The 14,748-nt window shown below is 39.1% G+C and carries 14 protein-coding genes and 1 tRNA gene; 10 read left to right on the top strand and 5 right to left on the bottom strand.

Going from position 1 to position 14,748, the window contains the following annotated elements; all coding sequences use genetic code 11:
* Position 1: 1 nt before the first annotated feature.
* The 3 genes from CRO54_RS12700 to CRO54_RS12690 all read left to right on the top strand — a co-directional run bounded on the left by CRO54_RS12700 (position 2) and on the right by CRO54_RS12690 (position 3,109).
* Positions 2–955, top strand: coding sequence for a DUF5712 family protein (locus CRO54_RS12700; protein ID WP_097132453.1), 954 nt, complete (start codon positions 2–4; stop codon positions 953–955).
* A 466-nt stretch (positions 956–1,421) separates the two neighbouring features.
* Positions 1,422–2,465 carry an IS110 family RNA-guided transposase gene (locus CRO54_RS12695; RefSeq protein ID WP_097132452.1) on the top strand — a complete coding sequence of 348 codons (1,044 nt, stop codon included), beginning with the start codon at positions 1,422–1,424 and terminating at the stop codon, positions 2,463–2,465.
* Between the two features lie 185 nt (positions 2,466–2,650).
* Positions 2,651–3,109 carry a JAB domain-containing protein gene (locus CRO54_RS12690; protein ID WP_097132451.1) on the top strand — a complete coding sequence of 153 codons (459 nt, stop codon included), beginning with the start codon at positions 2,651–2,653 and terminating at the stop codon, positions 3,107–3,109.
* A 74-nt stretch (positions 3,110–3,183) separates the two neighbouring features.
* On the opposite strand, the gene CRO54_RS12685 is transcribed toward CRO54_RS12690, so the two are convergent.
* A complete protein-coding gene (locus CRO54_RS12685; RefSeq protein ID WP_097132450.1) occupies positions 3,184–3,564 on the bottom strand; it encodes a helix-turn-helix domain-containing protein in 381 nt (126 codons plus the stop codon).
* 125 nt (positions 3,565–3,689) lie between these two features.
* Here CRO54_RS12685 and CRO54_RS12680 point away from each other — a divergent pair, with 125 nt between their 5' ends.
* From CRO54_RS12680 to CRO54_RS12670, 3 genes are all read left to right on the top strand, one after another.
* A complete protein-coding gene (locus CRO54_RS12680; RefSeq protein ID WP_097132449.1) occupies positions 3,690–4,373 on the top strand; it encodes a hypothetical protein in 684 nt (227 codons plus the stop codon).
* Between the two features lie 176 nt (positions 4,374–4,549).
* Positions 4,550–6,019, top strand: a complete 1,470-nt coding sequence (locus tag CRO54_RS12675; protein WP_171047902.1) for a HEPN domain-containing protein — start codon at positions 4,550–4,552, stop codon at positions 6,017–6,019.
* A 354-nt stretch (positions 6,020–6,373) separates the two neighbouring features.
* Positions 6,374–7,168: a hypothetical protein gene (locus CRO54_RS12670; RefSeq protein WP_138765819.1), complete on the top strand. Its 795-nt coding sequence runs from the start codon at positions 6,374–6,376 to the stop codon at positions 7,166–7,168.
* Positions 7,169–7,225: 57 nt separating this feature from the next.
* On the opposite strand, the gene CRO54_RS12665 is transcribed toward CRO54_RS12670, so the two are convergent.
* The 4 genes from CRO54_RS12665 to CRO54_RS12650 form a co-directional block, all read right to left on the bottom strand.
* Positions 7,226–8,293 (bottom strand): XRE family transcriptional regulator, encoded by a 1,068-nt coding sequence (locus CRO54_RS12665; RefSeq protein ID WP_097132446.1) that lies wholly within the window; start codon positions 8,291–8,293, stop codon positions 7,226–7,228.
* Between the two features lie 64 nt (positions 8,294–8,357).
* On the bottom strand, positions 8,358–8,993 hold the full coding sequence (locus CRO54_RS12660; RefSeq protein ID WP_097132445.1) for a hypothetical protein: 636 nt from the start codon (positions 8,991–8,993) through the stop codon (positions 8,358–8,360).
* Positions 8,994–9,218: 225 nt separating this feature from the next.
* On the bottom strand, positions 9,219–9,713 hold the full coding sequence (locus CRO54_RS12655; protein ID WP_097132444.1) for a transcriptional regulator: 495 nt from the start codon (positions 9,711–9,713) through the stop codon (positions 9,219–9,221).
* Between the two features lie 4 nt (positions 9,714–9,717).
* Entirely contained in the window at positions 9,718–10,098 is a 381-nt protein-coding gene (locus CRO54_RS12650) for a hypothetical protein (protein WP_097132443.1), read from the bottom strand.
* A 647-nt stretch (positions 10,099–10,745) separates the two neighbouring features.
* Here CRO54_RS12650 and CRO54_RS12645 point away from each other — a divergent pair.
* The 4 genes from CRO54_RS12645 (at position 10,746) to rpiB (ending at position 14,690) form a co-directional block, all read left to right on the top strand.
* Entirely contained in the window at positions 10,746–12,734 is a 1,989-nt protein-coding gene (locus CRO54_RS12645) for a fascin domain-containing protein (protein WP_240775104.1), read from the top strand.
* A gap of 274 nt (positions 12,735–13,008) precedes the next feature.
* Positions 13,009–13,080 (top strand) — tRNA-Glu (locus CRO54_RS12640).
* Between the two features lie 180 nt (positions 13,081–13,260).
* On the top strand, positions 13,261–14,142 hold the full coding sequence (gene tatC / locus CRO54_RS12635; RefSeq protein WP_097132442.1) for a twin-arginine translocase subunit TatC: 882 nt from the start codon (positions 13,261–13,263) through the stop codon (positions 14,140–14,142).
* A 110-nt stretch (positions 14,143–14,252) separates the two neighbouring features.
* Positions 14,253–14,690 (top strand): ribose 5-phosphate isomerase B, encoded by a 438-nt coding sequence (rpiB, locus tag CRO54_RS12630; protein ID WP_097132441.1) that lies wholly within the window; start codon positions 14,253–14,255, stop codon positions 14,688–14,690.
* Positions 14,691–14,748: the final 58 nt, after the last annotated feature.

The raw sequence follows: 14,748 nt of genomic DNA, 5'->3' as shown, positions 1-14,748 counted from the left end.
GATGTATATCAACATTACAGACAGCAAAACTGCAAAGAATAAAGGCAGCAGTGGAGAACTGGTGCATTATCTGGAAAAGGAGAATAGGTTGGACTACAAATCAGAACCTGAATATTGGTTCAATCATGTGGGCAGTAGATTTGAACCTTATGAGGTTCGGCAAGTAATAGACGGAAATGTTGCCAAACTTGGAAAGGGCGATGCGAAATTCTTTCTGATCAATATCAACCCCAGCCAAAAGGAGCTAAAGCACCTTGCTGAAAAATATGTCGAAATGGATATAAAAGATCAACTGAAATCGTATTCAGAAAGATTGATGGATGAATATGCCCGAAATTTCAAACGAGAGGGAGTGAATTCGTCGAAAGACCTGTTATGGTTTGGAAAGATCGAAAACCATCGCTATTATGGCTTTAAGGATAAGGAAGTCATAAGTGGCAAGAAAAAGCGGGGCGAGCTGAAGGATGGAAACCAGTTGCACGTGCAGATCATAGTCAGCCGAAAGGATGTGACAAACAGTATCAAACTCAGTCCGATGAACAATTCTAGGGGTAGAAATGAAGCGCATTTCAGAAAGCTTGGACAGTTCAATCGTGTTGCTTTCAAACAATGTGGCGAGGATTTGTTCGATAGGACATTTGATTTCGATAGACAGTTAAAAGATAAAATGGTTTATGCCAATATCCTAAAGAATGGCATTGTTGAGCAGAGAAAACAATTGGACTTCCTAGAGAAAATCTTTGAAAATGTTCCGATCAACACTTTAAAAAATGATATTGCGAGCGAGATTGCAACTGGAAAGTCTTCCACTAAGGATATTTTCTTCAAAGCTGGAGGTGTGGAACTATTTGAATTGCTTCTACATCCGACTACAGAGCCAGAGGCGCAAATTCCTGATCAGTTGAAAAAGCGCAAACGCAAAAAACAGGGTATCGATCAGGGATTAGTTAGGTAAACCTGAAGTTTTTTGATACAGGTACTAGCTTATGTTGTATTGGAAAATAGCGTTGATACAAGGGGAAATTTTGTATTCCCTCTGGAAAATTTTAGTTTAGTTAAATTACACAACGACACCTCTTTCTGATTTCCTTGTATCCGACAGAATTATAGAACCTCCGAGGAAAGACCTATTAGGGAGCACGAATGGAACATCGAGCAATATCAGTGCGGTTGGGATGACTTACAAATAGCAAAGGTATGACCTAATAAAAAGCTAAAGTCCCGACCGTAGAAGAGGTGTAATCTTACATTTGAAATTTTCTCAATACGTCAAAGTACCATAGAGCAGTTAATAATTCTCAGGTATAAATATTTTTCTTTCTCGACTACATCAATACGAATTTTCCATTTTGGCTGTTTATAAAAGACACTCAATTGCCTAGAAAAGGCTGATTGGTAGATTGAATTAAGCTATCGGGAAGATGTTAAAAATAAAAAATTGGCGATTTGACCATTTCTTCGGCGTTGACGTGTCCAAGAATGACCTGGATATCACCATGATGTTCAGGAGGACAACTTTAGCACATTATAAAATTGGTAATAACACATACGAAATCCAAAATTTCATTAAGGCTGCTAAACAGGAGCACGGTGTAAGTATCCGTAGTTCAGTCTTCGGAATGGAACAGACGGGCATATACTGTAATCATCTTTTGGCAGTTCTGGAAAAGATCAAAGCAAATGTTATAGTCCAGAACGCCCTACATATTAAAAATTCTTTGGGAACGATCAGAGGGAAAAATGACAAACTGGATTCCCAAAGGATTGCCAGATATCTTCTCAAAAGTAGGGACGAACTTCTATTGAGGCAGGTAAAACGTCCGATAATTTTAGAGTTGACGAGGTTGACCGCTTTGCGGGAAAGACTTATTTCGGTACAGACATCCCTGAGGACACCTTTGGGTGAAGAAACCTCCTTTATCCAGAAAACAGCTTCCGATGTAAACAAGAAGTTGTGTGAGGGAACGCTGTCATCACTAGCTAATGATATCATTGGCATTGAAGATTATATCAGGAAGCTTTGGAAATCAGATGAAAGGCTCAATAGGCTCATGGCCATTATCACTTCTCTCAAAGGTGTAGGCGATGTTACAGCCCTAAAAATTATACTGACGACAAATGAGTTCCTCGACATCAACGACCACAAAAAATTTGCATGTTATTGTGGCGTAGCCCCATTCGAATATAAATCCGGTACATCAGTTAGATTAAGGACGCGTGTCTCAAAGCATTCAAATAGACAAATGAAGTCCCTAATGCACACCTGCGCAGTTTCTGCAAAAAGATTTGACCCGGAACTCGCCAGCTATTTTCATCGGAGGACAGTGGTAGATGGCAAACCAAAGATGAGCGTGATCAATGCGATACGTTTCAAAATGCTTGCTAGAATTTTTACATGTGTCAGAGAGGATCGATTGTTCCAGGTCGACTACAAACCCGACAAAGTGGAAAACACTCCAGATTAGTATATAGGGATGAAAATCCCAATTAATAACTTCCACAAAATTAACCTTTCTGTCCAACACGCCTAAAGGAACTACGGCATAAACGCTCATGGCCATTGCGCTCCAACCCATTTATTCCGTTCCTCCTTTGCTTAGTTGGACAAAAAGATTGAAGGCTTCCATTCATTAATTTAAATACATTAACAATGGAACAGAAAGAAATCTTCAAGGTTGCCGAAGTGCAACTAAGCTACAGACCACATTTCAAAGCTCAGGAAAGACCACAGATCAGTACATCCGAACAAGCCTATCGGGTAATGTTAGATAGCTGGGATATGAACCTGATCAGTTTTATAGAACAGGCCAAGATGATACTGCTTAACAGGAATAACAGGGTGCTTGGCATCGTCAACCTTTCAACAGGCGGTGGCGGATCTACCGTGATAGATAGCAGGGTACTTTTCTCAATTGCATTGAAGGCTACCGCAACAAGTATTATCCTCTGCCACAATCATCCTAGCGGAAACCTGAAACCATCCCATGAAGATTTAAGGTTGACCGAAAAGATCAAGCAAGCTGGTAAGATTTTGGAAATAGAAATCCATGACCATCTGATCATCAGTGAAAATGGTTACCTCAGTATGGCCGAAGAAGCGTATATGTGATTGTACGATGCGTCCGAAAACAAAAGAGACAGCCTGATCTGAGCTGTCTCTTTTGTTTTATTAAAACTATTATTTTATCTATCTTTTTTGAACAATTCAATCTTCTCACGCTCGCTTGCAAGTAAACGCTCATATAGTTCTACAACTTTATCTATAGGATTGAACGTGCAGTGTTGGCGAAAATCTCCTGTACTACTATCGTGGAAATTATTAAAGTAATTAAATACAGCTTCCTCAGTAAAGTTTTTTATTCCTTCGATCGTGATGCCTAATGCGGTAGCAATCTTTTCTAAAGTTGCATCATCTACTTCCTCACTTTGCTCAATTTTTGAGATAGTCTGTTGGCTTACGCCAAGTTCAATGGCTAGATGATCCTGTTTGATACCACGTATTTCCCTGATGCGGCTGATCTTCCTGCCGAGATGCACTTTGTTAGATTTTGTAGGCGTTTCCATAAAGCAAATATAATAAATTCTGAAATAGTACGGAACTACGGTTCGTTGGTAAGATACCAATATAATTGGTAGGTTACGGCAAATGGCCATTCGAACTTTAGGATTATTAACTAATTCTAAATACAATGGAAAATCAAGATGACAGATTGCTCGGTGGCAAAGTGCAACGTGTAGGCCACTACAAGGCAGAACTCTCCCTAGCGGATGTGAATGTACTGTACGGTATCATGTTGCTCAGGATATCAAAGGGATATGCTCCAGATGAGGTATCGTTCATTATGGGCCTGGATAGCGACCCTGTGGGCAGGTTCGAAAGGCTTGCCCGCAAGAAAATAACTATAGGTATGCTCATGGGTATCCTTTCCGCTCTCGGGGAGAAATCCCTAGGCAGCTTTATCCTTTTCAGTTCGGACATTGCGACTGGCGACTGTCTTTGCCATATGGTTCGGACTAAGCGCAGGAAATTGATAGAACATGCCCTTTACCTATTGGATAGTATTGGTGCGGAAAGATTGGTCTTCAAGCTCTTTGAACGAAATCCAGACCATCTTCCTTTTCCGCAGAGCGAGGTACAGAAATGGGATGAGATAAGCAAGATACTCGATGTGGAACTCGAAGATAACTGGCCTGTCCCTAAAGAGCCGATCGAAATCTATCAGCATTGCTGTCTATTGACTGAACTGGATATCATGCCCCGTCATGTCATGAAGGTGCTTTGCGAAATGACTTCAAGGACTAGCTACCCCAAGCTATCGTTCAATAAATCTAATGAGGGAAGAAAGATTACATACGAAAAGGTAAGTAGCTAGGAATTATGGAAAAGCAACAAAAGATCGCTATTGCAGGGCAGATTGCCGATGCGATAGCAGTAGAGCGCATCTACGGAATGGAATATCTGCACGGTGGAAGAAATTGTTTCCACCTTATTATTATAGCATCATCGTCAGATGGCATCAAAATCGGGGAACTCGAGCCTTTCGTCAGGATGGCGATCAAACAGGATGAGGACTTGACCTATAAGATCTATGACAGAAGTGAGATCAGGAAATTGCAGAGAGAGGGCAGTATCTACCATCTGGTCTATTGCGATGTGTCCAATATGTTATATGAGGCCAGTGGAGCTGATGAAATGCCAACGTTTTCCGAAGACATGATCAAAAAATGGTTTGCCGAGGCCGAGGCAAATTTTAGGGCGGCGATGTCACGCATCGCCTCGTTCGATAGGGGCGCAAAGTTCTTTATCGAAAATACTGATGCCGCTGTAGCATTATTTATGTTGCATCAGGTGTGCGAATTGAGCTGTCGGGCTTTGGAGATCGGTATGTGTGGACGGGAGAAACGGACGCACAACATTAGCCAACATCTAAAGTTCCTGCGTTCTATGATGCCAGAAATCAGGATCATACCTAGCGATAGCACATTCGACCGTGGACTGTTGGAAAAGCTGGACAAGGCCTATTCTGCGGTGAGGTACGAGAGCGGATTTTCTGCCGAAGGAATAGATGTAAAGGCGGTGTATCTGTTAGCGGAGGAATTCCGTAATGCTGTAGAAGCAGAGATGGAAATCCTACTTTCAAAGGCGGATAGCATTGCCACACATATACCAAGTGATATCAAAATACCTTTGCAGGTTTTGGAAAGTAAAGAACAGCAAACCTGTGGAGAGGAAATGACAGGTATATTGGAGATCATTTCGCAATATCTTAAACCTAGTGTCATTTATCAGATAGGCATGCGTACATCCAATTGCACAAAGGACGGCATATTCGATAGTATTGACAGAAGCCTAAAAAATGGCATACACTATGATCTATTGGTCGTCAGTGAGGTTGTTTATCCCTACAGTCATGACATCCAGCATCATATACAGAACAAATATGGCGATTACATATCGGTGCTGCTCCTGATACATAATGAGGCGGAATTCTCTACAGCGGTACGCAAGGGGCATATTTTTTTCCATACCATTGCCACTTCGGGCAAATTGCTGGTGGGAAATGAGATCCCTCCGAAAATGATCGCATCTGATATTATCAGATATAGTGCTGATAAATTAAAACAGAGCATGGGCTACAGGATTACAAGAGCTGATGTACTCTGTAATAGTTCTGGCGAACTCTTGGATGAGGGACACATGGTACTTGCCTTTTCGGCAATGTGCCAAGCTGTAGAACAAAACTGTTTGGGGCTGATCTTCAGATACCTTCAATATAGTCCCAATATGCACCGAATTGGACACCTGTTGAATATATGCGCCATGTTCTGGCCTACGGTAAGTCTGTGTTTCCCAAGATTGTTGGAAGCTGATAGGACGATGTTTGCGCTACTGTCGGAAGGTCAGTCGATGGCACGCTACGGTAAGTACGAAAGCTACAATTGGGGTAACGAATGGGAATTGTATAGGCGAACGTTGTTGTTCATTAACGAGGCGAAGGCACTGGCATCTAACGAATAATAGCAATATCTTAAAGTGATTTTAGATTGAGTTTTCCCCTCGCTCATTTTCGGCCTGCGGAACGCCCACGCTCTTGTCCGCACCAGTTCCCGCTTTTGCCTCTACGGAGGGTAAATCGCTTGAAAGTTTGGATTGCAGTGGGAATTTTTACGGTACTCGTATCGTCACTCACAAGATACAAGTAGTATTTTAGAAAACTTAGCTAAAAGAGATTTGGGAGCCTTTTGGGAAAATCTAGGTTAAAAATGTCCTTTCATCTTTGATGAAAGGACATTTTCTTTTTGCGCGCCTTAAGTGCTATTAATGTTTTTACAAGTCTGATTAATAATTATATTAGAATATAAATTAATGCAGATGAAAAAGAAAAAAAGGGCTGACATTGAATTTCCTGAAACTCTTCTTAAAAGCTGGGAGTTATCGGATGGGGTTAATTTTGCCATTGCGCTTTCAAGGATTACGGGATGGTTACTTCATGTTGATTGGTGGTGCATTTCCGAAAATGACCCAATAGAACAAATGAAGTCTTTACGGGTTTACGTGGGTGTTGATAATGACACGGTTTACGATTTCCGAGGAAAGAAGCGAGCACAGGCTTTTGCGCATTATGTCATAACCCCAATTGCCCAAAAAAGAGTGACTGGAAAAGGGATTGTTTTAACAAGATTTTATAGTGAAGAAACATTAATGACATTGCCACTAAGAGTTAAACCTTCAGAAACTGAAATAGCGAAAGCAAAAGAAGCTATAATTAATAATCGGAACTTTTTGAATAAGTTACCTATCAGATTAAATCCAGAAATTCCTGCACACATTGCCGCACAGTTTAATTTTGGATGGTGCGCAGTCTATGCGGAAGCTAAAAGAGAGATTTCCAATCTTCCTGTTTTCGGAATTATAGCGAAAAAATATATAGATGCCTACAGTAATTCTAGTCTAGGTTTTTGCCATAGCGTAGTAATACATCCAGACGGGGATGCCGAAGACTCATGGGGAAAACAGCCATTATCAAACATTATCGCCAATTTCGGAATACAGGAATACGAACTGGATGAGGAAGTCCAGAAAGAGGTAAATTCGAATCTTAAAAGAAATTCACCAGAGAAATACAAAGAAGCTTATGAAATGGCAATGGCCTACATAAAAGTTTAATAACCGTAAATGCATCGAATATGAATTCGATGCATTTACGGTTAGAAGGGAGGTTTACTAAATTACAATCCTTAGCTTTTTTGTCTCCTTATCTTTACCCAAGATATAAAAATCAAAATCATCCGGACTTATACTAATCATGTTATAAATGTCCTGCTTATCATAATTGAGTTGTTCTCCATATATCTTGATAATTTGGGCAAGGATAAGGGGATGATCCAAATCTACATCAGAATTTTCTTGTCTACGTTCACCATATCTACTAAGCTCGATCATCATAAACGTATATTTTGACTGGTCTATGAACTTAAGGTCATAAGCACGTCTAATCAATGCGGCTTTAGAAACCTTCCAATACCTTTTCAAATCGGTCAACAAACTATACTTAAACCTTATTAAATCTCTGCGAATATCCATTTCTGGCATTAAAAATTCAGCCGCAAATCTATCCGCTTCGTTTTCTACATCTCGATAGGGCTCTGTTATTGGCGAATACGGTAGGTGCATAGTTACATGTCCGAACTCATGCGCAATCGTGAAGCGTTTTCGATAGTTTGGAAGATTATCATTTATAACAATTATCCTTTGACCCGAATAGGTAATAATGGTTGTGCCATCGAATTTATCAGGCGATTGTCTCAGAAAATACACCAAAATTCCATGTTGTTCTATGACCCTAACCAGCTTATCAATCGGCCCCTTGGGAATACCCATGGCATATCTAATTTTCCTTGCAATCTCTTCAGGCGTATTGTTCCCCTCAACTTCGATTGTAGGTAAAGAAAGGTCAGGCACTTCAACATCCCCTAATAGTTGCTCCAGCCAAATTCTGATTATGTCGAAGTTTGCTTCGAGTTTAATCAGTTCCTTCTTTGGCATGGTTACTCTCTTCCGATAAAAATATTCTGCTGTATCAGTGTAAAGCTTGCTATAGCAAAAAAAAGATACAGGAAAATTTAAAACGCTAGAGATATTATCAAGCGTTTCTTTAGGAATTGGCAAAAGCCCTTTTTCCATTCTCGAATAATTTCCTTGACTTAAATTAGGAACTTTTGTAACCAATTCCAATTGTGTCATGCCTCTCGATTCCCTTGCAAGAGGCAGCATTCTGAAATTGATGTCCATTATATTTTATCTGTCATAGTATGAAGGGTACGGTTAAGCACCCCCAATAATAAATTAACGTTTCTTATTTTATATTATTTTCCTGCCTGTTTGCCTTATTTTTAGGGCGAACAAGGATTGGAGCGTCGTCGTCAGGACTGTTTCCAAACATGTCAAGAGCAATGGTTCCGTCATCAAACCTACGTAGATCTGAAACCCAAATTACCTTTCCACTAGATATATATACAGCGCAAACGCGTTTAAGTTCTTCCCATGAAAGGTTTGGAATGTAACCTACAAAAACAATTGGGACTTCTGGAAAATCTAAAGAAAGTTGAGATAAGATCTTCTTTACGCTTTTCGTCGATATATTCATTGGCATAAATGCCTCGCTAAGTTTTTTGAATAAGATAATATATTCGCCAACTTTCTCAAAATAAAATCTCTTAGAAAACGTCTCTTTCATTTGATCTGGATAATGCTCAAACAACAACCCTTTGATGTTTTCATTCATCCTGTTTGCTTTAGAATTCCTGTTTTGAAAACTTGGGTGTTTTTCACTCAACTCATCTCGCATCATCTCCAAGGCTCTCTCTTGGATCTGAAGAAATACTGGCAATTCAGAAGCCATGGCACTTTCAAAATCTTGCTGCGGAGATAGACCAGATAAAAAACTCCCTCTCCTTGGTTCTTGTGGTTGCTCTTGTAAATTACTTTTCATAGTTTATTCTTTTATTAAAATAACTAGCACCTACAGCCTTGCCATGAATGCTTCTATATTACGACAAAACAAACATAAATAATTTTTACACAAAAGTTGTAAATAATTTTCAACAATTAGTTGTATTTCACTTGAAATATATTGAATCTGTAAGGACTTAAAATGTGGTCATTCAAATAAAAATGCCCTTACTTATAAGGGCATTTATCAATGTAATAAGTGTTCTCAGTAGCAGCTTTCAAGCCTTCTAGAAATTTCAGTCTTTTTTACCTTATCTATTTCATCACACATTTTGAGATAGTTTATAACTATTTCTTTGTTGTCAAGACACATTTTAATTAACCTGCCTGTTGGCAATGAAGTAATACCATCGTTTTCAATATTGGAAATAGTATTTTTACTAAATCCTAAAACGATGCTAAATGTAGAGGCAGGAATATCGTAACGATTTCTAAACTTAATGATTTCACTGGGTGCAGCTGCTCCCTTAGCAATGAAATAAGCATTTTTTAGTGCTTTTATATTTCTCTCCATTTGATTCTTAGTATAATGTTTGACTGATTTAGTTTGGTCAATTATGCCAGTATTCTCGTCAACATCATAATCTAAATAATATACCTCCTCATATTGGAGTTTTAAACCTTTATGAGTTTTATAAACAAATTCATGTAACTCATCAGAAGGTTCATTGTTTCTATTCAATACTTTCTTAGTTTCCATAATATTAGTTATTAAAAGGTTTTGCCATTGGGAATTCGGGAATATGGTTTGAAAAAACATAGATTTGCACGCCTGTAACGTGAAGGCCATACTTTAAATATATCTCCAAATTATCGTCCCCTACAACTGTAGAAAAAGCACATACACTAAAATCTGCATTAGTAGATGGATCAACACCCCTGTAGTAATTATCTATAGTTAAATTTAACATGGCTTGCTCGATATCGTCTGCACTAATGTTATGATCTATAGCTAACTCAGATAATTCGTCGTTTGCTTTTCTAGAAAAGGTTATTTCCACACCGTCATTAATTCTCTTTTTGGTTTCATCAAGAAACTCTTGGATAATTCCTTTGTTATTTAATGTATTGCTAAGTGTAATCATCTACATATCCATTGTTATAAACAAAGATAATAGCTTCATATTAAAATTCCCAATGATTGGGAATTTTTAAATTAAAACACATAGATTTTTACATTGTTTAGACTAATTTTACATTAGTTATTATTTCAATTAAGATTTGTAAATCACATCCTTTCTGCTATATTTGTATCAATAAGCAATTACGGTTAAAACGTACATAACAGCAGTGGAGAACTCGTTGAGTCCCAAAAACCACCGCTCATAAGATACTGATAAAAAGATGTTTACCCACTAGGTTCGATCCCCCTACGGGCTACGAAAAGCTACTTCAAACGAGGTAGCTTTTTTGTTTTAAACCCATTCCAATCTAACATCCAACTATCTCATACGATAGCCTAATCCAAATTTCCACTACAGAGAAACAAAGAAATCCCTCTGCTATTTCCTGTACAAAATTGAACCATTTCTGAACGAGAGCGAACCCTCCCCACCTCCCTTTGTACGTAGCTTTATCTTAACCAAAGGAGACCAACCTGTAAACCAAATATTAACCGGCCATTTCAATTTAAACAAAGTTGATATGGATTTTTAGCTCGATCCGCATATTTCTTTTTTGGCAATATTCAAACGAATTCATTAGAATTTTTAACCAAATATTTAACCAAATCATGAGAAAACTAAACTGTATGAAAGCGGGTAAAATCGCTTTGATTGCAATCTTTTGTCTTTATTTCTTTTCTTGCTCCAAAGTGAATGAAGAGACTCTTCCATTAGTGCATGAAATTGACAACAATTCAATTGCCAATGCGAACATCACCCCTAATGCTGCAAACAATGTAACCATTAGCCCTACCTATAACAGTACCGCAGTATTACGTAACCCACTAAATGGATGGGTATTATATGCTGGTGCTGATGATCCCGTTTGGTGGGACAAAATGTATAACGTACCTGGCGTAGGTCAAGTTAAAGCACTAGACCATGCTTCGGCTTGCTACGTACGTACCAGCTGGGCCAAACTCAATCCAAGCGATGGAGTTTATGCTTGGCGAGACCCAAACTCCGCACTAGGCAAATTGATTAGGGGAGCGGAAGAACGAGGCATGCCCATCGCTTTTCGTATCGTAGTAGATGGACGCGATCAACGCCTAAACACACCACAATTTGTATTCGATGCTGGCGCTACTTACTATCTTGAAAACGCATCTTTCCCCGACCGCAGAACACCTTATCCGCAAGACCCTATTTTTAAGCAGTACTACGCCAAATTTATTACAGAATTGGCCAAAGATTTCAACGACCCTAAGAAAACATCCTTTATTGATGCTTATGGATTAGGTAAATGGGGCGAAGCGCATAATACCATCTATGAAAATCCGACTACTTCGACTGGCAGCAATACCGAGACGCTTAAATTACAGGTATTAAACTGGATTACCGATTTATACACCCAGAAATTCACTAAAGTACCTTTGGTCATCAACTATCACCGTTTAATCGGACACCCAGCAAGTTGGGGCGCTGCAAACGCTAACAGTGTTGCTTTGCTAGAAAGCGCCATCAATAAAGGCTACAGTCTGCGTCATGATGCTTTTGGCATGACTGGCTATTACCAAAGTTGGGAAAAGAACTTTGCTGCAGCATGGAAACATAAACGACCTATCCTGATGGAAGGTGGATGGATTACGACTGGTACACACCGCTACTGGATTGATCCCAGCAATGCCTATAGAGAGGGATACCCAGAAGATGTAAGGCTAGGTGAATTTAATGCTTCGGAATTGGCCGCAGTAAATATGATGGATTTACGTGTTGGAGAAACCATATCTTGGTTCCAAAATAGCTTTAATTTAGTGCAACGTTTTCATGCAGAAGGAGGTTATCGTTTATATCCCGATCAGGTTTCTTTACCTAACACCATCGCCACCGGCTCAACAGCTACACTTAGCCATCGCTGGAAAAACATGGGCTGGGGTTACCTACCTAACAATATTCCGCAATGGAATTACAAATACAAGGTAGCCTTCGCCTTACTAGATGCTTCGGGAGCTGTAAAGAAACTTTTTATAGATGAGAATAGCGATCCTTCCAAATGGATTAAAAATACGCCCACAACATATGGCTTAACTACTACTGCGATAGATTTACCACTCGGTACGTATACTTGGGCCGTCGCCATTATCGACAAAACAGATGCGAACAAACCAGGTATACATCTAGCCGTAACTGGCAACGTTAGCAATGGCTGGCTAAAACTTGGCAACCTGCAAGTGCAGGCTCCAATTGGGCAAAGTGTTAAGCTCAAAGGCTTCAACAATCAGTTTGCGTCTGGAGAAAATGGCCTAACACCAATGATGTGCAACCGAACTTCTGCATCAACTTGGGAAACTTTTACTATAGTTGATGCTGGCGGTGGAAAAGTTGCACTAATGAGTATGAACAAATATGTGTCTTCTGAAAACGGCGCTACTTCTGGCATTACCTGTAACCGAACCAGTATTAGTGATTGGGAGAAGTTCGATTGGATAGTTAACGCAAATGGAACCATTTCCTTAAGGGGAAATAATGGAAGGTATATTTCTTCAGAAAATGGACAATCGGTAATGAAATGTAACCGAACCACCATTAGTGGCTGGGAGAGTTTTACGCTTAATTAACTGAATTAAGCAGCTTAAAAAACATCCTAAAGCCCAAGGCCTAAACCTTGGGCTACTTATTCTCTATTGGCAAACAACACATTAGTTGAAAAATACAGGCCTAGCGAGCCTAAATCGAACATGCCCCGAAAGAAGGCAGCCGCTATCGTTCTTTTTGCTGGCTTCTAAACAAATCAACTGCCACTAAAATCGCTCAATTATTTAAAATTACTATTGACAAAATAATTATAAACTTATACCTTTGCAGACCATTCGGTCAAACGACCAAAAGAATGGCCCGTTCGTCTAGGGGTGAGGACGCCAGATTTTCATTCTGGAAACAGGGGTTCGATTCCCCTACGGGCTACGAAAACCACTTTACAATAAGTAGAGTGGTTTTTTATTTTAGCACAAAGCTGATTCGCAATGATCTGTCCCGACCAGAAAGTCCTCTAAAAGTTAATTTTTATATTGCACTAGATAAATTCTACCTTAGAGATACCGTTCTAATCAAATAGAATGGTATTTTTGTTTTCAAATAGCTGAAATGAGTAACAATAAAGCCAAAGATTTAATCGATTCGATAAAAAACAAAGGGAAGAGTTTAGAGGCAGAAATGTCTTTTTTTGATCACTTAGACATCCTCCGTAAGCACTTGCTAAGAGCTTTAGCGGTAATTACGCTATTGGTGATGGTCGCCTTTTATTTCACCGATTTTATTTGGCATGATGTGATCATGGCGCCAAAGAACGCTGATTTTTGGACCTATCGCATGATGTGTAAATTGGTAGAGGCTTTCCCTTCTATTGGCAATGAGTTTTGCATAACCGATATTAAAGCTAAAATCATCAACACCGAAATGTCGGGACAGTTTACCTTACAGATGAACTCATGCGTAATGGCAGGTATCATTTTAGGAATTCCTTATCTGTTATTTGAAATTTGGCTGTTCATTAAACCAGCTTTATTAGATACCGAAAGAAAATCGGCCAGTGGATTTGTAGCTTTCGCTTCTCTATTATTTGCTTTAGGTTTATTGTTTGGATACTATATCATTTGCCCATTATCTATCAATTTCCTAATTAATTATACGGTAGACCCAAGTATTGAAAATACGTTCACCATTTCATCTTATTTATCTACCGTTTTAACCCTTGCTTTAGGTTCAGGCATCATTTTCCAGCTTCCGGTAATTATCTACATTTTATCTAAACTGGGTATTATGACGCCAAAGTTTATGCGTTCTACCAGAAGATATGCCGCTGTGTTAATTTTAATTGTAGCTGCCGTAGTAACACCAACCGCAGATCCTTATACTATGTTAATTGTGGCTTTCCCACTATTCCTACTTTACGAATTGAGTATCATTATTTCTGCTCGTATCGAAAAGAAAAGACAGAAAGCAGAGCTAGCTTTTTACGGGAAATAGGTTCTAAGTAATAAGTTTTACGTTGTAAGTAATAGGTTAAAGATATCCTATAACATAAACACAACAAAATATTTACTAAACCATTTCTATAATTCTATATAAATTTGAATATGTCAGCAAGTAAATTAAAAATAGCCATTGGGGCAGACCACGCAGGTTTTGAATACAAAGAGCTTATAAAAGACTTTTTAAGTGATCACGAGGTAACCGATTTTGGCACCCACTCACTTGATTCGGTTGATTATCCAGATTTTGCACATCCTGTGGCTAGCGCTGTAGAAAAAGGCGAAGCTGATTTTGGCGTTTTAGTTTGTGGAAGTGCCCAAGGTGTAGCCATTACTGCCAACAAACACCAAGGCATTAGAGCTGCCGTAACATGGCTAACAGATATCGCCAAATTATCGAGACAACATAACAACGCCAATGTAATTTGCATTCCGGCACGTTTTGTATCTCCAGAGCTGGCAAAAGAAATGGTTACCGCATTTTTAGAAACTCCTTTTGAAGGTGGCAGACATGCCAACAGAGTGAATAAAATATCGTGTTAACCGAATCTACAATTACGATTTTAGATTTCAACCAACCTTACTGTTTATACCTAACTAA

The organism is Pedobacter xixiisoli, assembly GCF_900215335.1.
GTDB classification, from domain to species: Bacteria; Bacteroidota; Bacteroidia; order Sphingobacteriales; family Sphingobacteriaceae; genus Pedobacter; species Pedobacter xixiisoli.
Note: the sequence above shows the minus strand (reverse complement) of the source record. Positions and strands in the feature narration are given on the sequence as shown.